The 22,547-nt window shown below is 33.7% G+C and carries 23 protein-coding genes; 12 read left to right on the top strand and 11 right to left on the bottom strand.

What is annotated here, in order from left to right; all coding sequences use genetic code 11:
* Window positions 1-50 precede the first annotated feature (50 nt).
* From dgt to E1J38_RS14045, 3 genes are all read left to right on the top strand, one after another.
* Window positions 51-1,373: a dGTP triphosphohydrolase gene (gene dgt, locus E1J38_RS14055; protein WP_133357442.1), complete on the top strand. Its 1,323-nt coding sequence runs from the start codon at window positions 51-53 to the stop codon at window positions 1,371-1,373.
* Window positions 1,374-1,520: 147 nt separating this feature from the next.
* Window positions 1,521-2,777: a Y-family DNA polymerase gene (locus E1J38_RS14050; protein ID WP_133357443.1), complete on the top strand. Its 1,257-nt coding sequence runs from the start codon at window positions 1,521-1,523 to the stop codon at window positions 2,775-2,777.
* A complete protein-coding gene (locus E1J38_RS14045; protein ID WP_133357444.1) occupies window positions 2,774-3,217 on the top strand; it encodes a LexA family protein in 444 nt (147 codons plus the stop codon). The genes E1J38_RS14050 and E1J38_RS14045 overlap by 4 nt, the downstream gene beginning before the upstream one ends.
* Before the next feature lie 27 nt (window positions 3,218-3,244).
* Here E1J38_RS14045 and lhgD read toward each other — a convergent pair whose 3' ends face one another.
* The 6 genes from lhgD to E1J38_RS14015 all read right to left on the bottom strand — a co-directional run bounded on the left by lhgD (window position 3,245) and on the right by E1J38_RS14015 (window position 12,079).
* Window positions 3,245-4,468, bottom strand: coding sequence for an L-2-hydroxyglutarate dehydrogenase (gene lhgD, locus E1J38_RS14040; RefSeq protein ID WP_133357445.1), 1,224 nt, complete (start codon window positions 4,466-4,468; stop codon window positions 3,245-3,247).
* 22 nt (window positions 4,469-4,490) lie between these two features.
* On the bottom strand, window positions 4,491-6,260 hold the full coding sequence (locus E1J38_RS14035; protein WP_133357446.1) for a MutS-related protein: 1,770 nt from the start codon (window positions 6,258-6,260) through the stop codon (window positions 4,491-4,493).
* A gap of 76 nt (window positions 6,261-6,336) precedes the next feature.
* Window positions 6,337-7,029 carry a zinc metallopeptidase gene (locus tag E1J38_RS14030; protein ID WP_133357447.1) on the bottom strand — a complete coding sequence of 231 codons (693 nt, stop codon included), beginning with the start codon at window positions 7,027-7,029 and terminating at the stop codon, window positions 6,337-6,339.
* A gap of 282 nt (window positions 7,030-7,311) precedes the next feature.
* The gene (gene ald / locus E1J38_RS14025) at window positions 7,312-8,412 is read right to left on the bottom strand and encodes an alanine dehydrogenase (protein WP_133357448.1); all 1,101 of its coding nucleotides are present in this window, start codon (window positions 8,410-8,412) and stop codon (window positions 7,312-7,314) included.
* A gap of 214 nt (window positions 8,413-8,626) precedes the next feature.
* On the bottom strand, window positions 8,627-8,902 hold the full coding sequence (locus E1J38_RS14020; protein ID WP_186525877.1) for a SemiSWEET family sugar transporter: 276 nt from the start codon (window positions 8,900-8,902) through the stop codon (window positions 8,627-8,629).
* Window positions 8,903-9,052: 150 nt separating this feature from the next.
* The gene (locus E1J38_RS14015; protein WP_133357483.1) at window positions 9,053-12,079 is read right to left on the bottom strand and encodes a leucine--tRNA ligase; all 3,027 of its coding nucleotides are present in this window, start codon (window positions 12,077-12,079) and stop codon (window positions 9,053-9,055) included.
* Between the two features lie 143 nt (window positions 12,080-12,222).
* On the opposite strand from E1J38_RS14015, the gene E1J38_RS14010 reads away from it, so the two are divergent.
* The 3 genes from E1J38_RS14010 to E1J38_RS14000 all read left to right on the top strand — a co-directional run bounded on the left by E1J38_RS14010 (window position 12,223) and on the right by E1J38_RS14000 (window position 14,437).
* A complete protein-coding gene (locus E1J38_RS14010; RefSeq protein ID WP_133357449.1) occupies window positions 12,223-13,134 on the top strand; it encodes a DMT family transporter in 912 nt (303 codons plus the stop codon).
* A gap of 96 nt (window positions 13,135-13,230) precedes the next feature.
* Window positions 13,231-14,109 (top strand): cell division protein FtsX, encoded by an 879-nt coding sequence (locus E1J38_RS14005; RefSeq protein WP_133357450.1) that lies wholly within the window; start codon window positions 13,231-13,233, stop codon window positions 14,107-14,109.
* A 73-nt stretch (window positions 14,110-14,182) separates the two neighbouring features.
* Window positions 14,183-14,437, top strand: a complete 255-nt coding sequence (locus E1J38_RS14000) for a DUF3098 domain-containing protein (protein ID WP_133357451.1) — start codon at window positions 14,183-14,185, stop codon at window positions 14,435-14,437.
* Between the two features lie 46 nt (window positions 14,438-14,483).
* Here the strand turns inward: E1J38_RS14000 and E1J38_RS13995 are convergent, their stop codons facing one another.
* Window positions 14,484-15,608 carry a glycerate kinase gene (locus E1J38_RS13995; protein ID WP_133357452.1) on the bottom strand — a complete coding sequence of 375 codons (1,125 nt, stop codon included), beginning with the start codon at window positions 15,606-15,608 and terminating at the stop codon, window positions 14,484-14,486.
* A 75-nt stretch (window positions 15,609-15,683) separates the two neighbouring features.
* Between E1J38_RS13995 and E1J38_RS13990 the strand changes: the two genes are divergently transcribed.
* The 3 genes from E1J38_RS13990 (at window position 15,684) to E1J38_RS13980 (ending at window position 17,936) form a co-directional block, all read left to right on the top strand.
* On the top strand, window positions 15,684-16,478 hold the full coding sequence (locus tag E1J38_RS13990; RefSeq protein ID WP_133357453.1) for an undecaprenyl-diphosphate phosphatase: 795 nt from the start codon (window positions 15,684-15,686) through the stop codon (window positions 16,476-16,478).
* A 3-nt stretch (window positions 16,479-16,481) separates the two neighbouring features.
* The gene (truB, locus tag E1J38_RS13985; protein ID WP_133357454.1) at window positions 16,482-17,180 is read left to right on the top strand and encodes a tRNA pseudouridine(55) synthase TruB; all 699 of its coding nucleotides are present in this window, start codon (window positions 16,482-16,484) and stop codon (window positions 17,178-17,180) included.
* Window positions 17,181-17,276: 96 nt separating this feature from the next.
* Entirely contained in the window at window positions 17,277-17,936 is a 660-nt protein-coding gene (locus E1J38_RS13980; protein WP_255449907.1) for a hypothetical protein, read from the top strand.
* Here E1J38_RS13980 and E1J38_RS13975 read toward each other — a convergent pair.
* The gene (locus E1J38_RS13975) at window positions 17,920-18,537 is read right to left on the bottom strand and encodes a thioredoxin family protein (RefSeq protein ID WP_133357455.1); all 618 of its coding nucleotides are present in this window, start codon (window positions 18,535-18,537) and stop codon (window positions 17,920-17,922) included. The genes E1J38_RS13980 and E1J38_RS13975 overlap by 17 nt on opposite strands.
* Before the next feature lie 89 nt (window positions 18,538-18,626).
* Here E1J38_RS13975 and E1J38_RS13970 point away from each other — a divergent pair, with 89 nt between their 5' ends.
* The 3 genes from E1J38_RS13970 to E1J38_RS13960 are packed head-to-tail and all read left to right on the top strand — an operon-like array spanning window position 18,627 to window position 20,422.
* Window positions 18,627-19,193: a DNA-3-methyladenine glycosylase I gene (locus E1J38_RS13970; RefSeq protein ID WP_133357456.1), complete on the top strand. Its 567-nt coding sequence runs from the start codon at window positions 18,627-18,629 to the stop codon at window positions 19,191-19,193.
* Window positions 19,183-19,758 carry a hypothetical protein gene (locus E1J38_RS13965; protein ID WP_133357457.1) on the top strand — a complete coding sequence of 192 codons (576 nt, stop codon included), beginning with the start codon at window positions 19,183-19,185 and terminating at the stop codon, window positions 19,756-19,758. Before E1J38_RS13970 ends, E1J38_RS13965 begins: the two co-directional genes overlap by 11 nt.
* A complete protein-coding gene (locus E1J38_RS13960) occupies window positions 19,739-20,422 on the top strand; it encodes a DUF2490 domain-containing protein (protein ID WP_133357458.1) in 684 nt (227 codons plus the stop codon). Before E1J38_RS13965 ends, E1J38_RS13960 begins: the two co-directional genes overlap by 20 nt.
* An 18-nt stretch (window positions 20,423-20,440) precedes the next feature.
* Here the strand turns inward: E1J38_RS13960 and aat are convergent, their stop codons facing one another.
* The 3 genes from aat to E1J38_RS13945 form a co-directional block, all read right to left on the bottom strand.
* Window positions 20,441-21,070, bottom strand: coding sequence for a leucyl/phenylalanyl-tRNA--protein transferase (aat, locus tag E1J38_RS13955; RefSeq protein WP_133357459.1), 630 nt, complete (start codon window positions 21,068-21,070; stop codon window positions 20,441-20,443).
* Window positions 21,071-21,237: 167 nt separating this feature from the next.
* Entirely contained in the window at window positions 21,238-21,615 is a 378-nt protein-coding gene (locus E1J38_RS13950) for a DUF3127 domain-containing protein (RefSeq protein WP_133357460.1), read from the bottom strand.
* 26 nt (window positions 21,616-21,641) lie between these two features.
* Window positions 21,642-22,514 (bottom strand): flavin reductase family protein, encoded by an 873-nt coding sequence (locus E1J38_RS13945; protein ID WP_133357461.1) that lies wholly within the window; start codon window positions 22,512-22,514, stop codon window positions 21,642-21,644.
* Between the last annotated feature and the right edge of the window lie 33 nt (window positions 22,515-22,547).

Here is a 22,547-nt window from a genome sequence, read left to right as displayed (position 1 = left end):
TTTTCGTTTTATTGAATTTATTTATCTTGCCAAGGCTTTAAATTACAACTATGAATTGGGAACAATTACTCTCCTTAAAACGCTCTGGCGATACCAATAAACGGTTACGAAAAGAGCAAGATGAAACTCGAGTAGGTTTTGAAGTTGATTATGATAGAATTATTTTTTCAACAGAGTTTAGAAGCCTACAGGATAAAACCCAAGTCATCCCACTTTCTCAAACAGATTTTGTGCATACGCGTTTAACGCATAGTTTAGAGGTGAGTGTTGTAGGGCGCTCTTTAGGCCGAAAAGTAGGGAAGAAATTACTAGAAAAATATCCGCACTTAAAAGAAGTGCATGGATATCAAGTAAACGATTTTGGAGCTATTGTGGCCGCAGCAGCTTTAGCTCATGATATAGGAAACCCACCATTTGGTCATTCTGGAGAAAAGGCTATTGGCGAATTTTTTAAAACAGGAGGAGGTTCTAAATACAAAAATCAATTAACAGATAAAGAGTATCAGGATTTATGTGATTTTGAGGGTAACGCTAACGGATTTAAAATTATAACCCAAAAGAATCTTAGATTAAGTTATGCTACTTTAGGTGCTTTCATGAAGTACCCTAAAGAATCACTACCTAAAAAACCATCGTCTCATATTGCCGATAAGAAATACGGTTTTTTTCAATCTGAAAAAGACTTATTTAACAATGTAGCCAAAGATTTAGGGCTTTTACAGCGAAGCAAATCAAATATTAGTTATTCACGTCACCCTTTAACTTTTTTGGTAGAGGCGGCTGATGATATCTGCTATACCATCATAGATTTCGAAGACGGTATTAACCTCGGACTTATTGAAGAGGAGTTTGCTCTAGAGTATTTATCTAAAATTATACGTAACACCATTATTCCTAAAAATTATTACAATTTATCCAGCAAACAAGAACGCATTGGCTATTTGAGAGCCCTAGCTATTGGAACTCTTATTGATGAATCTGTAGATATTTTTATGACAAATGAAGAAGCTATTTTAAACGGTACTTTTGATTGTGCGCTGTTAGATAAAAGTAAATATGAGGCTCAAATTAAAGACATTATAAAAATTAGCATTGATAAAATTTATCAATCAGAAGAAGTCATTGATAAAGAAATTGCAGGCTACCAAATTATTAATAAACTGTTAGGAGTTTACACCAATGCCGTAAATAATAGTTTTGAAGGAAAAGCTTCTAATTATGATGTGCTGATTTTAGAGCGATTGCCAAAAACGATTGATTTTAATAATGAAAGTTTATACAACCGATTATTGGCAGTTTGTCATTACGTGTCTTTACTTTCTGATAGTAAAGCCATTTTAAATTTTAAAACTATTGAAGGGGTTACTTTTTAAAAGTTTATGTATCAATTTAATCAGTAATCTAGAATCTAACAGAACTTCTTTAAACATCGTTTGTTTTAGTTAATAGAATCTGTTTGTTGTTTTATGAAATAGAAAACCTATTCGTTTTCACATCATTTTCTTGTATCTTTACAAGGTATGTTTGCACTAGTAGATTGTAATAATTTCTATGCTTCTTGCGAACGTGTATTTAACCCTAATTTACAAGGAAAACCTGTCGCTATTCTTTCAAATAACGACGGCTGTGTTATCTCACGAAGTGACGAAGCTAAAGCACTAAATTTACCTATGGGAGCACCTATTTTTAAATGGGACAGTTTCTGTAAGGCAAACAATATTTATGTGCTTTCTTCTAATTACCCGCTCTACGGAGATATGAGCAATCGGGTGATGAAAATACTAGAACAATTCACACCTGACGTTGAAGTGTATAGTATTGATGAAGCTTTTGTTGCATTTAAAGGCCTTGATTATCTTAATTTTGATGACTACGGAATCCTAATGCGACAACGTATTTTAAAATGGACTGGGATACCTACCTGTGTTGGTATTGCTCCTACTAAAGCGCTTAGTAAAGTAGCCAATAAAATAGCACGTAAATTTCCGAAAGAAACAAAAGGGGTTTATGTGATTGATTCTGAAGAAAAGCGCCTGAAAGCTTTACAATGGATTAAATTGGAAGATGTTTGGGGTATTGGCAGAGGATTACAAAAACGTTTAAAAGCTAGGGGGTGCGTGAAGGCCATTGATTTTGTAAACCTATCGGACACCTGGGTACGAAAAAGCTTTGGTACAACAGGTTTTAAACTAAAAAAAGATTTGGAAGGTATTCCAACATTAAAGCTAGACGAAATAAAAACCAAACGGGCTATTGCCACCACGCGTAGTTTTGATTATACCTATGATGATTTAAATTATATAAAAGAACGCATTTCAACTTTTGCTTCAAATTGCGCTGAAAAATTACGCAAACAAGGCTCAAGCTGTTATGTTATTTATGTGATGCTAAGCAGTGATAGGCATAAAAAAGATTTAGAACAACACCGTGGTAGTACCGTAGTTAATTTACCATATCCTACTAATTCATCGTTGGTTATTGGTAATGAGGCTATTAAAGCAGTAAGTTCTATTTTCAAAAAGGGCATTAAATATAAAAGAGCAGGTGTTGTAGTGTCTGGTTTGGTGCCAACTGACAATTTTCAGCTTAATATATTCGAAAAAGAAAACCCCAAACACCAACCTTTAATGAAATCTATCGATAAACTAAACACTAAATATGGCGATTATAAAATTAAAATAGCCAATCAAGACCTAGAACGCACCTGGAAAATGCGACAAGAACGCTTATCACCCAGATATACTACAAACATTAATGATATTATTAAAGTAAAATGATACTACACAAATCTGAAAACTTAACATTTTTTACGCCCGAGGACGCAAACGACTCACTTGGAGCTTTATTTTTCGATGCCGGAATTTCAGCAGGATTCCCGTCTCCTGCCGAAGATTTTAAAGAACAGCGGTTGTCATTAGACAGAGAACTTATTAAAAATAAAGAAGCTACATTTTTTGCTCGTGTAAGTGGACAATCTATGATTGGAGCAGGGTTGGATGATCATGATTTGTTGGTAATAGATAGAAGCCTTGAACCTGAAAACAATAAAATTGCTGTATGCTTTTTAGATGGTGAGTTTACCGTAAAAAGACTAAAAGTTCAAAACAATGAAGTTTGGCTACAGCCAGAAAACCCAGATTATCCTGTAATTAAAGTAACATCAGAAAACAGCTTTGTTATTTGGGGTATTGTTACCAATGTGATTAAAAAGGTATAGATTTTTATATCACTATAGAGTTAATTTTTACTCTAAACCAAAATAATTTGTAGCCATTTCGCAAATCCTATCTCCAATAGCTAAACAAGCAGTTGCAGCAGGAGAGGGGGCATTAAGCACGTGAATACTTTTATCTTTATATTCTATTCTAAAATCGTCTTGCATAGAACCATCTTCTTTTAACAACATGGCTCTAACACCTGCTCTTCCGGGTTCTATATCATTCATGGTTAAAGACGGAATTAGTCTTTGTAAGGTTTTTAAAAACCTCCTTTTTGAAAAGGCTCTTCGGTATTCATTAATAGCAAAACTTGTGTGATTTTTGAGTAAGTTCCAGGTTCCTGAGTAAGATAAAGCATTTAGCGTATCTTTAAAATTAAAATCGGTTTTACCGTAACCTTCCCGCTTAAAAGTTAAGACAGCATTTGGCCCACATTCTACATCGCCATTTACCATTCTAGTAAAATGCACCCCTAAAAAAGGAAACGCTGGATTAGGTACAGGGTAAATCAAGTTTCTTACCTTAGATTTAGCGTCATCAGTTAAATTATAATAATCTCCCCTAAAGCTTACAACCCGTTCTTTTAAACTAACATTATCTTTTTTTGCTAATCGGTCTGCTTGTAAGCCACCGCAAAAAATCATGTGTTTTGTAGTATATGTATTTTTAGAAGTCATGACTTTGGTTGTCTCACCATCATGTTTGTAAGCTATAACTTCTTCACCTAAAATAATATCACTCTCTGGTTGTTTGGCTTTTAACAAATCTGCCATAGTATTAGTGGCGCCTTTAAAATCTATGATTCCTGTACAAGGTACCCAAATACCAGCAATACTTTCAACAGAGGGCTCAATGTCTTTTAATTGGTTGCCATTTATTTTTTCAATGCCTTCTGTATTATTAGCTAAGCCGTTATTAAAAATTTTATCTAAAAAAAGCAATTCGCTTTTATCAACTGCAGCCACCACTTTACCACAAACATCATGTTTTACTTTATGTTTTTTTGCAAAGGCCACCAGTTGATGTCTACCGTCTACACAATTCTTAGCTTTGGCAGAACCCGGTTTATAGTACAACCCTGAATGAATGACTCCAGAATTATTGCCTGTTTGGTGTGCCGCTAACTCATTTTCTTTTTCAATAAGCAATATTTTTAAGGATGGATATTTTAACTGCAGTTTATATGCCGAAGCAACACCAACAATGCCTCCGCCAACGATTGTAACATTATATACCTTTTGCTCTTTCAAAATAAGAAATTTACAATATTAACTAAACAATATCCATCTTTTTAAGTAGAAAGGATGCATTCATATTTTGGCAAATCCCTTTTTTCAATCTATAATCAAAATGGAGTTCGTCATTAATAATTTCAGCATCAAAATAATAGTTCTTTACATCTTCTAATTCATCTTCAATCTCACACAAACTCAAATCATGCGTAGCTATAATACCTGTAGCATTTGATGCTACTAGCTTCTCAACAAATTTCTTAGAACCTATAGCTTTATCTGTGCTATTAGTGCCTTTTAAAATTTCATCTAAGACAATAAAATAAGGTTCTTTAGCAATGGTATCTACTATAAATTTCAGGCGTGTTAATTCTGAAAAAAAATACGAACTATCATCGGTTAAAGAATCTGTAGTTCGCATACTTGTTATTAGTTTAACGGGAGAATATTGACTTTCTTTGGTACAAATTGGCAGCCCTACATTGGCCATTACAATATGTAGAGACACCGTTCTTAAAAAAGTACTTTTACCTGCCATATTAGCGCCGGTAACTATAAAGAATTGTTCGTTGTCAATTTTTAAATCGCTGTCTATACGTTTGGTTTTATCTAATAGTGGATGTCCTAAATTTTTAGCATTGATAACTGAATCGTTATCCAAAATTTCAGGATAAATAAATTCTGGATGATTATAGGCATAGTTTGCTAATGAATTATAAGCATCGAAAAACGACACTACTTCAAACCAATCCTCTACTTTATCGGCATAATTCTCAATCCATTTCTCTATCCAATAGCTGTTTTTAATGTCAGTTAAAAAATAACCATTGCCAAAAATAGCACCTATGATATTATTTCTGTTATCGAGTGCATCTAAGGCTCTAGAAAGTTCTTTAAAAATAGTGGAAGCTTCTTTAGTTTCAGATTTAATTTGACACTGTTTTTCTATTAAAAGTGCTGACGAGAAATTCTCTTCTTCAATCAACTTTAATAATTGGGCATATTGCCTAAAAGTATCCTTAACCTTATCAGTATGAATAGACAATAAATTTATCTTTTTAACATAGCGCCCTGTAATGACTAATCCGACTAACAACCAATATCCAATAAAGGAGATATCTATAAAATTGGTTAAAATTAACCCAAGTAAAATAATAGTGGCAATGGTAAAAGCAATAGGCAACCATTGCATCATTTTTGGTAAAAATATTTGGTAATTTTTCAACCAACTTACAATCTCTTTGGCAGGTGTCTCTATCTGAACCAAACTAGCCGTAGCTAAATAATGTTGGCGCCATTTAGGTTTACCAGAAAGTTCTTTTATAGCTTTTTGCCTTCTGGGGATATCTTCAATATTATTGGCTTTTAAAAGATTAGCTAATGTTTCTGAGCCTTCCTTTATATTGGTTCGGTTTATAAATTGAAAAAAGGAACCTCTTCCAAACAAATCAATATCTAAACTGTAAAAATGATTAGGGTCTTGAAACTGTAAGCCTTTATCTCTATCATGAAAATCACCAGTAACTATTTTTAGTTCGTCTTCATTTATTTTAACAAGTGCCTCGTTAAAGGCTTTTTTTTGTTTAATATCGGTATATCTAGACAGTAACCTCACAAACACTACAGCACCAACAATTGCTATGGCTACTGCGAGCTGCCAAATGTTGAAGCTTAGATAAATACCAAAAACTGTTAATCCAAAAACCAACAAGCGTAACAAGCTTAAAGTTGTCATTCTTCTAAGACAAGTTTTAGCCTTATCTTGATACTCTTCAAGGTGTTTTTTATAATATTCTAATGGATTATTCATAAAATGAAAATGTTGCCTAAATAAACAAAAAAGCCCTGAAACTTCAGAGCTTTTTAGGTAATATCATTTGTAAAAATTAATCTCTTCCAAAAACTTGAAGCGCCCAATATAACAAGTTTGCTAGTGCCCCAATGGCAGCTACTAAATACGTTCTAGCAGCCCATTTAAGTGCCTCTTCAGAACCTTTATATTCTTCTTGAGACACCATGTTTTTGTTTTTTAACCAAGCCAATGCTCTGTTACTAGCATCATACTCAACTGGGAGGGTGATAAAGCTGAACAATGTTGCAAACCCCATCATAACCAATCCAGCTACGGCAACCCACCAGCCTAAACCTAATCCGGCAGCTCCACCTAGAACTAGACCTCCAATAATTAACCACTGTGACATTCCTGAGCTTACGCTCACCACAGGAACTAAGGTAGAACGCATTTGTAACCAACTATAAGCTTGTGCATGTTGCACAGCATGACCACACTCATGTGCAGCTACTGCTGCCGCTGCAGCATTACGTTGATGATACACAGCTTCACTTAAGTTAACTGTTTTATTCTTTGGGTTATAGTGGTCTGTTAATTTTCCGGGGGTTGAAATAACCTCTACATCATAAATTCCATGGTCCGTTAGCATTTTTTGTGCTATTTCTGCACCACTCATACCATTTCGTAATGGTGTTTTTGAATACTTATCAAACTTTCGTTTTAATGTATTACTCACCGCCCAACTTACTATGGCTATACCTCCAATTAGTATATAATATCCAATCATACTTTCAATTTTTAATTACAAAGTAAATATAGCAATAATTGCACCATGTTATAACTTTTGAAACTTTGTCAGATTAAAAAAATAATCATTTAACAAATTTTAACTTGTGAAGTTTATCCTGCGCTGTCACCTCGAACTTAGTCGAGAGGTTTTCAAAATTAGATATCATAATTTAGGTCTCGACCCCCGTTTGTCCAGACAGCCCCAATTTCTTATAACAAAAAAAGACTCTGATAAATAAATTACCAGAGTCTTTTAGCTATTAATCTACTCAACTACTACCTAAGCCATTTCAAATTCCAAATCGAAGGCTTCGGCAATTTCTTTATATACAATTTTTCCTTTTACAATATTTAAGCCTCTTCCTAGAGGCGCATTGTTTTCGCAAGCTTTTTCCCATCCTTCATTAGCCAATTTTATAACATATGGTAATGTTACGTTAGTTAAAGCCATAGTAGAGGTGTAAGGAACAGCCCCTGGCATATTGGCAACAGAGTAATGTACCACATCATCAATAATATAGGTTGGCTCTTGATGGGTTGTTGGTCGCGTAGTTTCAAAACACCCTCCTTGGTCAACAGCTACATCAACAATAACTGTTCCTGGTCGCATCTCTTTTAGCATGTCCTTAGTTATTAATTTAGGGGCTTTGGCTCCCTTAATCAATACACCACCTATAATTAAATCGGCATCTTTTATATGCTTTCTTATATTATACTCACTAGAAAATTCACTGATAACATTATTGGGCATGGAGTCACTTACATAGCGCAAAGCCTTCATATTAATGTCCATTATAATAACATAAGCACCTAAACCAGCAGCCATTTTAGCTGCTTGATATCCAACAACGCCAGCTCCTAAAACCAAGACTTTTGCCGGTGGCACCCCAGGCACGCCGCCTAAAAGAATACCCCGACCCTTTATGGGTTTTTCTAAGTATTTAGCCCCTTGTTGAATAGACATCCTTCCAGCTACTTCAGACATTGGAATTAACAAGGGTAAAGATCCATCTTCAGCCTCTACAGTTTCATATGCAATACAAACTGCTTTACTTTTAATCATAGCCTTCGTTAAAGCTTCGCTTGAAGCAAAATGAAAGTAAGTAAATACTGTATGGTGTGATTTTATTAAAGTGTATTCCTTTTCAATGGGTTCCTTAACTTTAATAATCATTTCGGCAGCAGCATATACATCCTCAATAGTATCAAGTATGGTTGCGCCTGCTTTTATATAATCCTGATTAAAAAAACCGCTACCAAAACCGGCATCCTTTTGCACAAAAACAGTATGGTTTCTTTTAGTTAATTCAAACACGCCTGAAGGTGTCATACCAACACGATTCTCGTTATTTTTGATTTCAATAGGAACACCAATTTTCATATTGTTATAATTTTAAAGTCATTTTTTAAAAACAGTTTCAAATTTATAATAAAAGTTTTGTAATCAATTTAATAAAAATCAAATATTTTAATATTTAATATCAAATTTAACGTTTCGTTTAGATATGATTAAACAGACCCATTTACGGTAGGTCTATTGCGCTTTATTTTATAGAAAATAAGATTGGGTAGACGATTAAATTTTAAGCAAATTCTTATCGTTTGCCGTATTTTATCTTGAAGTAGAGCAGTAAAAACGAAGAAATGACGGTTATGGAATTTGCTAAAATCATGGCAATACTTTTTACCAAAACACCATAGATGAGCCAAAAAAGAATCCCGATAAAAAAGATAAGAAACATAGGCAGTGAAAAAGATTCTACATCTTTAGTTTTCCAGGTTTTATATACCTGTGGCAAAAAGGCAGTGGTGGTTAAAACTGCAGCTATTAAACCTATGATTTCAATGTAGTCTATTTTAAAGCCTTCCATATAAGTTTAATTAATGTGGATTCTTGTCTTCGCAGGAATGACAACCAATTGTAAGTTCGAGTGTCACGCCAAAGCGTGATGTATCGAGAACCTTTTTAAGACAAACTTCTCGATGCAATTCTGATTCTATCGGAATTACTCGAAGTAACGTTATCCTACTATATTCACAATTTTCCCAGGCACTACAATTACTTTTTTAGGGGTGCGCCCTTGTAATTGATCTTTGGTTTTTTCAAAGTCTAGAACTGCCTTTTCAATATCCTCTTTACTCATGTCTAATGGTAATTCCATAGTAAAACGCATTTTACCGTTAAAAGATATTGGGTAATTCTTACTGCTCTCTACCAAATGACTTGCATCAAATACTGGGAAAGGTGCTATTGAAATAGACTCTGTATTACCTAAAGCACTCCACAATTCTTCTGCAATGTGTGGCGCGTAAGGAGACACTAATACTAGTAATGGTTCTAAAATTTCTTTTGAAGCACATTTTTGAGCCGTTAACTCGTTAACTGCAATCATAAACGTAGACACCGATGTATTAAACGAGAAATTCTCAATATCTTCTTCAACCTTTTTAATGGTTTTATGAAGTGTTTTTAAGCTATCTTTTGTTGGTTCTGCATTGGTTACTTTAAGTCCGTTATCATCAAAATACAATTTCCAAAGTTTTTTCAAGAAGGAATGCACTCCTGTAATACCAGCGGTATTCCAAGGCTTATATTGCTCTAATGGCCCTAAAAACATTTCGTAAAGACGTAAGCTATCTGCACCATAATCTGCGACAATATCGTCTGGATTAACGACGTTGTATTTTGATTTGGACATTTTTTCTACATCGCGACGAACTTTAAAAACATCATTACCATCTTTAATTATTTCTCCATTTTCACCTATAAAGATTGAATTCGCATAATGGTCTCTCCATTTTTCAAATGCCTTGATATCCAATTCATCCGAAGAATTAACACAAGAAACATCTACATGAGAATTATCAAATACCAATAAACTTATATCTTCTAATACAAACTCTTCATCAGTATATTCTCTTACTCCCTTTTTTAAATCTTCAAAAATATCTGCAAAAATTGGTCTGAGAAGATGCTTGTTTATTTTTTCACTCAAAATTGACCAGTTTTTTTGTTCATAATGTTTTGCTGAAACAAAAATAAATCGAAATTTATGGGAAAACTCACTAGTGCTATAATTCAACTTCTTAATTTCGACAATTGGAGCTATTTGTTTAACAAAAGCACTCGTCCCCAAAATCATTCCTTGGTTAATCAGTTTTTTAGCGTACTCATCATGCCCCACATAACCTTTGTCAAACATAAATTTTTGCCAAAAACGGGAGTATAATAGGTGGCCTGTAGCATGCTCGCTCCCACCAATATATAAATCTACCTGTTGCCAATAATCAATAGCCTCTTTTGAAAAGATAGCCTCATCATTATGCGGGTCCATATAACGGTTAAAATATTGGCTACTGCCTGCCCACCCTGGCATGGTATTTAATTCTAAAGGAAACACAGTTTCATTATCAATCAAGTCGTTATAAACAACTTCATTCTTAGTTGTATCCCACGCCCATTTTGTAGCATTTCCTAATGGTGGTTCACCAGTTTCGGTTGGTAAATATTTTTCAACTTCAGGCAATTCAATTGGTAAATGTTCCGTTTCAATCATTTGTGGCAAGCCATTTACATAATACACAGGGAATGGCTCTCCCCAATAACGCTGACGACTAAACACCGCATCACGCAAACGGTAATTGGTTTTTCCTTCACCTTGCCCAATTTGCTCTAACTCATAAATTACACGTTTGGTTGCTTTTTTATAGTTCATGCCATTAATGAAATCACTATTGGCAATAACGGTTTTTTCTTTATCTGCAAATGCTTCTTCAGAGATATCAACACCCTCAAAAATATTGGGGATATCTATACCAAAATGTTTTGCAAAATCATAGTCACGTTGGTCTCCACAAGGTACTGCCATAACCGCCCCTGTTCCATAGCTTGCCAAAACGTAGTCTCCAATCCAGATGGGGATGGGTTCTTTGGTAAACGGATGTTCTGCATAAGCCCCTGTAAACACACCAGAAATAGTCTTTACATCAGACATTCTATCACGTTCGCTACGTTTAGACGTGGCTTCAATGTAGGCCTCTACGTCTGCTTTTTGTTCTGTTGTAGTGATTTTAGACACCAAGTCATGTTCTGGAGCTAGGGTCATAAAACTCACGCCGAAAATAGTATCGGGGCGTGTTGTAAAAACCTCGATGGTTTCATCATGTCCTTTCACATTAAAAATAGCTGATGCACCAACCGATTTTCCAATCCAGTTGCGTTGACTTTCTTTTAATGAATCTGTCCAATCAATCGTATCCAAGCCTTGAAGCAAACGTTCGGCATACGCCGAAATACGCATACTCCATTGCGTCATTTTTTTTCTAACCACCGGATGGCCACCGCGTTCTGAAACACCATTTACAATTTCATCGTTTGCCAACACCGTTCCTAAAGCCGGACACCAGTTTACTTCGGTTTCAGCCAAATAAGTTAAGCGGTATTGAAGCAGTATTTTTTGTTGTTTTTCAGAAGAAAACCCATCCCAATCTTTGGCAGTAAATACCTCAACACCATCATCACAAGCAGCATTTATGTTTGCATTACCTTCGGTTTCAAATATTTTGATTAACTCTGAAATATCTTCGGCCTTATTAGTGTTGTAATTAAACCACGATTCAAACAATTGTATGAAAATCCATTGGGTCCATTTATAATATTTAGGATCTGATGTTCTAACTTCACGAGACCAATCGAAAGAAAATCCAATTTGGTCTAATTGTCTACGATACGTTTTTATGTTTTCAGCGGTGGTGACAGCCGGATGTTGCCCTGTTTGAATAGCGTATTGTTCTGCTGGTAAACCAAAGGAATCATACCCTTGTGGATGCAAAACATTAAAGCCCTTATGACGCTTATAACGCGCATAAATATCAGACGCAATATACCCTAGCGGATGCCCCACATGTAATCCTGCTCCACTTGGGTAAGGAAACATATCTAACACATAATACTTTGGTTTGTTACTATTGTTCTCTGCTTTAAAGGTTTGGTTTTCAGCCCAATATTTTTGCCATTTGGCTTCTATCTCGTTGAAATTATATTTCATCATCAGTCTTTTTTACAGGGTGCAAATTTAAGCTTTAAATAGAAATAAGTGTGTTTAATCCTTAAAAAATGGAGCAACTAAATATTTGTAAAATAATAGGTTTACTTTTGAGTTTTAAATTCTTTTAGATAAAAACTAAGGCATTGCGAAGTAATATTATAAAAGCACATTTGGCGCTATTTGCTGGTCATGTTATTTATGCAGTAAATCATTTTATTGCAAAAGACATCATGCCCGAAAAAGTGAACCCAAATGCACTGGTTATATTTAGGGTGGTTGGTGCTGGCATCCTTTTTTGGGTCATCAAGTTTTTTATAAAAGAAAAAGTAGCAAAAAAGGACTTTTTAAAACTGGCTTTGTGTGGTTTATTTGGAGCCTCCATGAATCAGTTATCTTTTTTTCATGGGCTTAATTTAACATCGCCTATTGACACCTCAATAATCATGACTTCTGCCCCCACAGTTGTCTTTATTATGAGTGTTGTAGTTTTAAAAGAACGGATTACAGGAGCTAAACTATTGGGTCTCAGTATTGGTGCCTTGGGTGCTATTAGCTTAATTTGGTATGGACAAATATCTGAGAACAATAGTTCCTTTTTAGGGAACCTTTTTATTTTTATTAACGTACTATTTTATTCGTTGTATCAAGTCATTGTGAAACCACTTATGCGTACCTATCATTTTATTACTATCATAAGTTGGGTTTTTCTGTTTGGATTATTATTTGTAATTCCGTTTGGCTTAAAAGAGGCTATTTATAATACAGATTATAGTGCTTTTGATATGAATACAAATTTGGCTATTGCCTATATTATTGTATTTACAACCTTTTTTACTTTCTTATTTAATATTTATGGGTTGCGGCAAGTATCTCCTTCGGTGGCTGGGAGTTATAGCTATGTTCAACCTGCGGTAAGTTTCATTATTGTTCTAATACTTTCATTGGTATTCCATAATAACATTTATAATAAAGATATTGATTTGGTAAAAATCATTAGTTGCTTTTTGGTCATTATTGGGGTATACCTTATCAGTAAAAAACCAAAGGGCGGTTAAAACTATAAGCGTGAAAACAACAATTTTAAAATGTTTTAGTTTATATAAATAGACTTGTCATATACTTTATTATTTTTACAACATTAATTGTTATTTATGAGTTCTTATTACGAAAAACAGCAAAAACGCCGACTTATTTCTTCTTATTTTTCTGTTGTTTTAAGTATTGCTTTGGTATTGTTTTTATTGGGCTTGTTGGGTATGTTACTCTTAAATGCAAAAAAAGTCTCTGACCATTTTAAGGAACAAGTAGTGGTTACCATTTACCTTAAAGAAAGGGCAAAGGAAGTAGAGGTTAAACAACTTGAAAAGAGTTTAGCTATGAGCGATTATGTAAAATCTACCGAATTTGTTTCTAAAGAACAAGCGGCCGAATTTATGAAGGCCGAAACTGGAGAGGATTTTATGGATTTTGTAGGCTATAACCCATTACAAAACTCTATTGATGTACACTTAAAGGCAGACTATGTTACTACGGAACACCTTGAAAAAGTAACTACGGAAGCTATGAACAAAAAATTTGTTGAGGAAGTAAGTTATGACAACGACCTAGTTAATCTTATGAATGATAATGTTAAAAAAATAAGTTTTTGGGTTTTAGTCATTAGCGCTCTGTTTACCGTAATTGCAGTTTTATTAATAAATAGCTCGTTAAGATTATCGGTTTACTCTAAGCGCTTCACTATTAAAACTATGCAAATGGTTGGCGCCACTAAACAATTTATACGCAGACCCTTTATTTGGAAAAGTATTCGTTTAGGAATCATTGGGGCTACCCTAGCTTTAATTGGAATGGCAGTTGTATTTTACTATTTAAACCAGACCTTCCCTGAATTGGAATTAATGGCGAATATTATTTTAGTTATCCTTTTATTTGTTGTGGTTTTTACGCTTGGTATTGTCATTACTTGGATAAGTACTCATTTTGCTACACAGCGCTTTTTAAATTTAAAAACCGACGAACTTTATTATTAGTTTTAATTTACAAGAGCATTAACACTCTAGTTTTAAATAAATGCTTTAATTTGCATTAATTCTACAAGACAATATGGGAGAAAAAAAACGAAAAGAAAACGCTAAACCAACATTCATCTTTGGCAAGAAAAACTACAAGTGGATGTTTATTGGTTTGGGTTGTATTGCTCTTGGTTTTATTTTGATGGCTGGTGGCGGTAGCGATGATCCTAATGTTTTTAATCCTGAAATTTTCCATTGGAGACGCATCCGATTAGCCCCTGCATTGGTACTAATTGGTTTTGGCATTCAGATTTATGCTATTCTGTTGAATCCTGATAAGAAGTAGTTCTCGATACAATTTCTCATACTTCTAAATCAGCCAATTGCCAATATCATTTTATTTTTGCGGCAAACTCTTCAGCAATTTGCATTACATAATTATAACCGTTCCCCATAGCATCTTCTAAAGACTTAGCTTTTTCTATAACTGAAGCCGAATAATTTATACCCATACTAATTAATTCTTCTTTAGAGATATCTAAAGCCCCACAAAATGCCGCTACCTTAACATCTTGCGCTTTCGCAGAACCTAAAATCCCTTGAATGGTTTTTCCAGATAATGTTTGAGAATCTAATTTGCCTTCTCCAGTGATAATCCAACCAGCACCCTTAATTTTTTCATCAAATTGGGCCAAGTTTTTAATTAATTCTATTCCTGATTTTAAATGGCCCTTTAGAAATACTTTTGAAGCTATACCCATACCTCCTGCTGCTCCAGCTCCTTTTAGAGATTGTGGGTTTATATGAAAGACTTCTTCTATTATTTTAGAAAAATCGGTTAATCCTTTATCTAACATTTTTATATCCTCCTTGGTAGCTCCCTTTTGAGCCCCGTACACGTAGGCAGCACCATGCGCTCCATATAACGTATTGGTGACATCACAAGCTACTTGAAAGTCTATCTCATACAGTTGGGGATGTACATTAGAAATATCTATAGATTCTATTTTAGAAAGATTGGCTCCAATAGGCTTTACTTCTTTACCGTCTCCATCTAGAAATCTATAACCTAAACCGGTGGCCATACCAATGCCACAATCATTAGTGGCACTACCACCAATACCCAAGATTATTTTAGATGCGCCATTTTTAATGGCATCTACAATCATCTCTCCCGTGCCAAATGTAGTGGCATTTTTGCAATCAAATTGTTCTTGCCTTAGCAACTTTACCCCAGAAGCTTCGGCCATTTCAACAAAAGCCGTTTTAGATTTTTCTGAGAACAAATAAGTAGCCTGAATAGGTTGAAAAAAAGGACTATTTACAGATAATTGAATTTCTTTACCATTCAAATAGTAATTCACTACTTCAATAGTGCCATCACCTCCATCGGCTAATGGTAGTTTTATTATTTCGGCTTCAGGAAGCACAGATTTTAATCCTTCTTCAACAGCATAACAAAACTCTAATCCTGTTAATGAATTTTTGAACTTATCTGGAGCCAATACTATTTTCATAGTTTCAAAATTATTAATTAATCATTAATACTATTATGATACACAATTATATTCCTATTTTAATATTTTTGCGCCATGGATATTATAGACGCAATAATTTTAGGTATTATTCAGGGACTTACGGAATTTTTACCTGTTTCTTCCAGCGGTCATTTGGAATTAGGGAAAGTCATTCTTCAAAATGAAAATGTTGGTGAAGGTGGATTACTCTTCACAGTGGTACTTCATTTTGCAACCGCACTAAGTACTATTTTAGTATTTAGAAAGGACGTATTAGACATTATAAAAGGTTGCCTAAAATTTAAGTGGAATGAAGATTTGCAGTTTGTTTCAAAAATTGTAGTATCCATGATACCTGCAGTTATCATCGGTGTTTTTTTTGAGGAACAACTAGAATCTCTTTTTGATGGGAACATCATGCTTGTTGGTTTTATGCTCATTATAACTGCGGTGTTGCTATATTTAGCAGACAAAGCAAAAAACACTAATAAAAAAGTAAGCTTTAACAACGCTTTTCTTATAGGACTTTCTCAAGCTATTGCTATGTTGCCAGGTATTTCGCGTTCTGGAGCTACTATTTCGACATCTGTACTTTTGGGTAACGATAAAACCAAAGCAGCTCGATTTTCATTTTTAATGGTTGTACCATTAATTTTTGGAAAAATAGCTAAAGATATTTTTAGTGGAGAAATATCTACGGAAAGCCAGAATTTCACAGCGTTATCTGTTGGTTTTATTGCGGCTTTTATTTCGGGCTTATTTGCCTGTACTTGGATGATTACTCTGGTTAAAAAAAGTAAGTTGTCTTATTTTGCTATTTACTGTGTTATTGTGGGTGTTATTGCTGTTGTGGTTTCATTTTCAAATTAGAATATGAAGGCTGAAGACTTTTTATTAGGACACGTATTGTTAATTGATAAACCTCTTGAATGGACCTCTTTTCAAGCAGTAAATAAGTTACGTTGGGAGATTAGACAAACTTTCAATATTAAAAAAATCAAAGTTGGTCATGCAGGAACTCTTGACCCTTTGGCGACTGGGTTGTTAATAATTTGTACAGGGAAAAAAACTAAAGAGATTAACATTTATCAAAACCAAACCAAAGAATATACGGGCACTTTTGTTTTAGGTAGCACCACCCCTTCATATGATTTAGAAACCGAAATTAATCAGTATTTCCCAACCGAGCATATTACTGAAGATTTAATTCATGATGCTACTAAACAGTTTATTGGCGATATTGAGCAATTTCCTCCCATTTTTTCAGCTTTAAAAAAAGATGGTAAACGTTTATACGAATTTGCCAGAGAAGGGAAACATGTAGAGATAAAGTCAAGGACGGTTCGTATTTCAGAATTTGAAATCACCAAAATTTTGGGTCATGATATTGATTTTCGAATAGTTTGCAGCAAAGGGACTTACATACGTTCTTTAGCTAGTGATTTTGGGAAAGCACTAAATTCAGGCGCTCATTTATCTGCATTAAGACGAACAAAAATTGGAGATTTTAACGTTGAAAATGCGGTGTCTATTCAAGGTTTCATTGATTCCCTAAAAGACCAAAATTCATAAATTTGCGTATATTGGGTAAACATTTACCAAAAATTGCATCTCTCAGATCAACATAAAGCCCTACTTATAACGTTTCTGATAGCGGGAACTGTATTAATGTCTGTTTTTAGTTTAAGCCTAAAACAAAAGCAAAAAGGCATTGCAGAAAGCTATTATGAAATTGAACCAGAAGAGGAACTGACCGAAGAAGAACTAAAAGTTATAGAAGCTTTAGAAAAACTTAATAATTCTAAAGCAGAAACTAATACGGCTTTTAATCAAAATAAAAGTGCTAATAAATTTGCTGAAGCTTATAAAACCATCGCACCTCCTGAAGATTATGTGCCAAAAACTAGCGATTTTAATAGCGATGAAACATTAAATAGCCTAAAAGAAAAATATAAAAACGAGCATAAAGATGAATTAGACAATGAGGTTTTGTCTAAATTTGATAAGGCCAACGATGTTTTAAAGAAGCAGCTGGAAGAAGGTAATAATGCCAAAAGTACCATTGGTTTTTCTTTAAAAGGACGAACCAAAATACACATACCAATACCAGTTTACCTCTGTGAAAATAGTGGTAAAATTGTAGTTAATATTACTGTAAATGCCAATGGCAGTGTAATTGATGCCTATGTTAATACCTCTTCAAATTCTGAGAATGAATGTTTAATTGAGCACGCAATTGAGTATGCTAAAGAATCTGTTTTTAGTGCCGATGCTTCAAAAGCTACCCAAATTGGATCTATCACATTTAATTTTATTGGCAAAAACTAGGTTGAAATCTGCACAACATTTCGATAACATCTTCAACTATAGTTAAACCTCTATCATTATTGTACCAGTGTTGTAAATCTTCCTTAAACTGTGGTGTTAAAGTTCCATTTGCTGCTTTAAACCTGTTCACATAACCTGTTGCTTCACTTGGTCTAGGACCATAGGTGTCTAGTACCGCGTTACTTTCGTTATCAATCATTATTAGTTTAGGAATTGCTTGGTTTCCATCGGTTAAAAACATATTCATAAGTTCCTTGTTATCATCTCTAATAACTATGTGCATTGCTATTTTGGGATTCAACTCTGCTATTTTATTCAAAGCAGGAAGTACGTGAGCAGCGTCACCACACCAGCTTTCTGTAATAACTAACCATGTAACATCTGTTTCAAAAGTCATTAAACGTTTTTTAGCCTGTTCGCTAACCTTTAAAGTTCTATCCCAACGCTTCATGCGTCTATTATTTAACTTAGTAAAATCAATACGTGTATTGCTTTTTTCATCACCAGTGGTTTCTCCATGTTCTACTAAATGAATCATTAAGTTACGATAGGACTCATATGACATACTGTTTTCTAAGGCTTTTTTTATAATTGTATTCATGGTTTTAACTTTTGATAACGGTACAAATTTAGTATCTTGGGTTTCCCTATAAGATGATATTTGTCATACTGCAATAATAAAACTTACATATGTGCGAAAAACATAGATGTACTTGGTGTAAAGGTGATTCACTTTATGAAAAGTATCATGATGAAGAATGGGGTATTCCAGTATACGACGATAATAGATTATTTGAATTTTTAATTCTTGAAACTTTTCAAGCTGGTTTAAGTTGGATTACTGTTTTACGTAAACGCGAGAATTTCAGAAAAGCATTTGATGATTTTAATTACAAGAAAATAGCCTCTTATAACCAATATAAAATAGATGCTTTATTACAAGACTCTGGAATCATTAGAAACAAATTAAAAATAAACGCAACCATTACCAATGCCAAGGCTTTTATTGAAATACAGAAAGAATTTGGTAGTTTCGCGAAGTATATATGGGGTTTTGTTAATGGAAAACCCATTAAAAACAAGTTTAGGCTTTTAAGTGATATACCTGCCAATACTCCTTTAAGTGATACAATTAGTGAAGATTTAAAAAAACGTGGGTTTAAATTTGTGGGTACCACAGTTGTTTACGCGCACATGCAAGCTACAGGTATGGTAAATGATCATACAATTAATTGTTTTAGATATAATGAAGTATAGTATTATATTTTTTTTAGTGTTTGTTTCTTTTTCTTTTTCGCAAACTAAAAACGAAAAAGAAGAACGCATAAAAGCTTATGAATTTCCAGAAATACCTCTTGACTATTTTAATACTATTTCGAGCAATGTAAAGTATTTAAAGTTCTATAGAGAAACAGATGGCACTAAAAAAAGTTTTGAAGCTAAATTTAAATATAATAAACAACATTATAGCGTGGAATTTGACACTATTGGTAATCTTGAAGATATAGAAATTGTAATTAGAAAAAAGGATATTCCAAAAACCGTTTTAATGAATATTTCAAAGCATTTCGATGATAAATTTGAAAAGGCTAGGTTTATAAAAATTCAAAAACAATTTATAAATACTACTCCAAAAACTGATAAGCAATTTTTAGACTACATTTTAAAAAAACCAAATAATAAACATACTCATTTTGAAATTATAGCTGAGATTAAAACAAAAGAACATCATCAGTTACGTGAATTAACATTTGATAAAGATGGAACCTTTGAAAAATCAAGAATAGTAACCTCTGCTTCTTATGAGCATGCATTATATTAAGTCAACGCTATATCTAGTCATTTTTTTAGTGAATTTTACTGTATTTTCTCAAGATAATTTCAATGTTTTGGGAGAATCATCAGTAGCTTTAAACTATAACGTATCTAAAAATTACAGTGTGAATTTTGCTTTAAGAAGTAGATATTTTCTATATGAGGATACCTTTACATATAAACAGCAACAATTAGACTTTTATCATTTTTCAACGTTCAAGTTAAATTATATTCACAATCTTAGTTTTGGTATATATTATAGAAACAGAGATTGGTTTGAAACTGGTAGTGATGAATGGCGCTTTACCCAACAATTTAATTATACCAAACAACAATTAGGCGTACGTTACGGACACAGATTTAGGCTAGAGCAGCGAATTTTTGACAACTTTACTTCATTTAGGCAACGTTATCGTTTTGCTGTAGATTTTCCTTTAAATGGTGAAAAACTAAACATAGGAGAACCTTATTTGGTTTGTAGTACAGAATCTTTGTTAAGTATTAGTAAATTAACGAAACCTCTTTTTGACCAAAGGATTACAACACAAATTGGTTGGCAGATAAGTGAAAAATTAAAACTGCAAACAGGTTTAGAATACAGGTTAGAAGGCTATAATGTTATTTCTAGAAATGATTTGTTTGTTTTATCTGGAGCTATTTGTAAACTCTAGAAGTTTCTAAATACAAAATCAAACTTTTAAATACGATAAAAACTCGGCTCTTGAAATTTCTTGAGCTCCTAGACTACCCAAATGATTTGTATAAATCTGACAATCTATTAGTCTGTAATTGGTATTTTGAATAAAGCTAATAAAACCAACCTTACTAGCATTACTCAACTTAGAAAACATACTTTCTCCATAAAATACACCATTATTCACATCTACTCCGTAAAGGCCTCCTACTAATTCACTATTTTTCCAAACTTCAATAGACTTTGCATAGCCTAATTCATGCAATTTAGTATACGCTTCAATCATATTATTGGTAATCCAAGTTCCCAATTGACCAGCTCGTTTTATTTTAGAGCATTCCTTTATCACATCTTTAAAAGCTTTATTAACAGTAACTTCAAAATCAGAGTTTCTCAATACTTGCTTCATACTTTTTGATACCTTCAATTTTTCTGGGAATAATACAAACCTAGGGTCTGGGCTCCACCAAAGTAAAGGTTCTTCAGACTCAAACCAAGGAAAAATACCAGACTTATAAGCTAGTAACAAACGCTCTACAGATAAATCTCCTCCTACTGCCAGTAGCCCCTCTGGAGTTGCCTCATTTACATTTGGAAACCATAAATCCTCTTTTAGGAAATACATTGTAAGATTGCTTTTAGATACTTTTCAAAAAAAAAATCAAACTTATAATTGTGCAAAAATAATAAACCTCAACAAAATTTTGTTGAGGTTTAACTAATCCTTCACGCTTTAAATTTTAAAACCGAAAAGTTATCTTTATTTTTAAAAGAGACGTTTAAAAGATGCTTTTAGAACGGTAAATCGTCGTGCTCATCTTCATTTAATTCTCCAGCAGGCTCAAAGGCATCCATAGGAGGTACAGGAGGTACATTGCCAGAGGCAGGTTCCTGTTGTAAGGCTTCAATACGCCAGCCTTGAATAGAATTAAAATACTTAGTTTCTCCTTGAGGATTCACCCATTCTCTACCTCGCAAATTGATGTTAATTTTTACTTGTTGACCTACTTGATAGTTGTTCAATAAATCGGTCTTGTCTTGAACAAATTCCACCATAATATGTTGCGGATATTGCTCCTCTGTGGTTACAACTATTTCACGCTTTCTAAACCCATTACCCCCAAAGGTTTGAGTTTCTCCAATAACTTTAATTCTTCCTTGAACTTCCATTAATTTCTATTTATATCTATTTACACTTATTTACTTAATAATATTTTCCAAGCGCTATCTACATCACCAAAGCTTAAATAATTACGCGCTAACTTGTGTTTTTCTCTTTGTGAGGCTATTTTTTTAGTATTATGATTTTTTGTTAATTCGTTCATAAACTTTTCTACCTCTAAATCGGTAGGTAACACCTCAACATTGCCTAACATACCCAGATCATTTCCCGTTAAAACCATGCTGTTTTTTATATGCTCTGGCATATTATCTACACCTATTCCTAAAGCAGATATGGGTTTCGGTATTTCAAAAAAACCTTGTTTTGCTCTGCTATAAAAATTTCCACCTGCTCGTGCCACCAAATCTAATTTGATTTGATCAATAGTTTCATCATCATTTAAAACATCATCATCAATATGAAACTTAAGCACCTCACAAATTACCAAATTCCCTGCACCTCCTTTTTCTGCCAAAGCCACCACACTATTTACTTTACATTCAAACTGAACTGGTGATTCTGCCACTCTAAATGGTTTTACCAAATCAGACGGTAGCATGGTTAAACCTGCTTTATCAAATTCATTGACACCTTTTGGGTACTCTGAACTACTTAATGACATTTGATGCACTATGTTAAAATTCACCACATTTATTACCACTTCTTTAGTTGCCTTAACATTCTCTAAAGTGTGTTTTGTAGTGTTGTTTCTAACCCGTCTTGCCGGTGAAAAAATCATCACTGGAGGATTGGAGCTAAAAACATTAAAAAAACTAAAAGGCGATAAATTTGGGACTCCTTTTTCATCAACTGTACTTGCAAAAGCTATTGGTCTGGGTGCAATAGCACTTAGTAAATAACTATGCAATTTACCAGTTGTCAATTCTTTTGGTTCAAATGACGCCATGAAACGCTTTTAGTTTCAACAAATGTAACCAAT

Origin of the sequence: Seonamhaeicola sediminis, assembly GCF_004358095.2 — a bacterium.
Lineage (GTDB): Bacteria > Bacteroidota > Bacteroidia > Flavobacteriales > Flavobacteriaceae > Seonamhaeicola > Seonamhaeicola sediminis.
The sequence above is the reverse complement of the archived record's forward strand: the minus strand, read 5'-3'. Positions and strand labels throughout refer to the sequence as shown.

Coding starts and splice junctions, on each gene's coding strand:
- aat (WP_133357459.1), bottom strand. CDS start 21,070: ATGTATTTCCTAAAAGAGGATTTATGGTTTCCAAATGTAAATGAGGCA.
- E1J38_RS14020 (WP_186525877.1), bottom strand. CDS start 8,902: ATGGAAGGCTTTAAAATAGACTACATTGAAATCATAGGTTTAATAGCT.
- E1J38_RS14000 (WP_133357451.1), top strand. CDS start 14,183: ATGGGAGAAAAAAAACGAAAAGAAAACGCTAAACCAACATTCATCTTT.
- E1J38_RS13950 (WP_133357460.1), bottom strand. CDS start 21,615: ATGGAAGTTCAAGGAAGAATTAAAGTTATTGGAGAAACTCAAACCTTT.
- truB (WP_133357454.1), top strand. CDS start 16,482: ATGAAGGCTGAAGACTTTTTATTAGGACACGTATTGTTAATTGATAAA.
- dgt (WP_133357442.1), top strand. CDS start 51: ATGAATTGGGAACAATTACTCTCCTTAAAACGCTCTGGCGATACCAAT.
- ald (WP_133357448.1), bottom strand. CDS start 8,412: ATGAAAATTGGTGTTCCTATTGAAATCAAAAATAACGAGAATCGTGTT.
- E1J38_RS13975 (WP_133357455.1), bottom strand. CDS start 18,537: ATGAATACAATTATAAAAAAAGCCTTAGAAAACAGTATGTCATATGAG.
- E1J38_RS14030 (WP_133357447.1), bottom strand. CDS start 7,029: ATGATTGGATATTATATACTAATTGGAGGTATAGCCATAGTAAGTTGG.
- E1J38_RS13995 (WP_133357452.1), bottom strand. CDS start 15,608: ATGAAAATAGTATTGGCTCCAGATAAGTTCAAAAATTCATTAACAGGA.
- E1J38_RS14050 (WP_133357443.1), top strand. CDS start 1,521: ATGTTTGCACTAGTAGATTGTAATAATTTCTATGCTTCTTGCGAACGT.
- E1J38_RS13990 (WP_133357453.1), top strand. CDS start 15,684: ATGGATATTATAGACGCAATAATTTTAGGTATTATTCAGGGACTTACG.
- E1J38_RS13980 (WP_255449907.1), top strand. CDS start 17,277: ATGTCTGTTTTTAGTTTAAGCCTAAAACAAAAGCAAAAAGGCATTGCA.
- E1J38_RS13945 (WP_133357461.1), bottom strand. CDS start 22,514: ATGGCGTCATTTGAACCAAAAGAATTGACAACTGGTAAATTGCATAGT.
- E1J38_RS14045 (WP_133357444.1), top strand. CDS start 2,774: ATGATACTACACAAATCTGAAAACTTAACATTTTTTACGCCCGAGGAC.
- E1J38_RS14005 (WP_133357450.1), top strand. CDS start 13,231: ATGAGTTCTTATTACGAAAAACAGCAAAAACGCCGACTTATTTCTTCT.
- E1J38_RS14015 (WP_133357483.1), bottom strand. CDS start 12,079: ATGAAATATAATTTCAACGAGATAGAAGCCAAATGGCAAAAATATTGG.
- E1J38_RS13960 (WP_133357458.1), top strand. CDS start 19,739: ATGAGCATGCATTATATTAAGTCAACGCTATATCTAGTCATTTTTTTA.
- E1J38_RS14035 (WP_133357446.1), bottom strand. CDS start 6,260: ATGAATAATCCATTAGAATATTATAAAAAACACCTTGAAGAGTATCAA.
- E1J38_RS13965 (WP_133357457.1), top strand. CDS start 19,183: ATGAAGTATAGTATTATATTTTTTTTAGTGTTTGTTTCTTTTTCTTTT.
- E1J38_RS13970 (WP_133357456.1), top strand. CDS start 18,627: ATGTGCGAAAAACATAGATGTACTTGGTGTAAAGGTGATTCACTTTAT.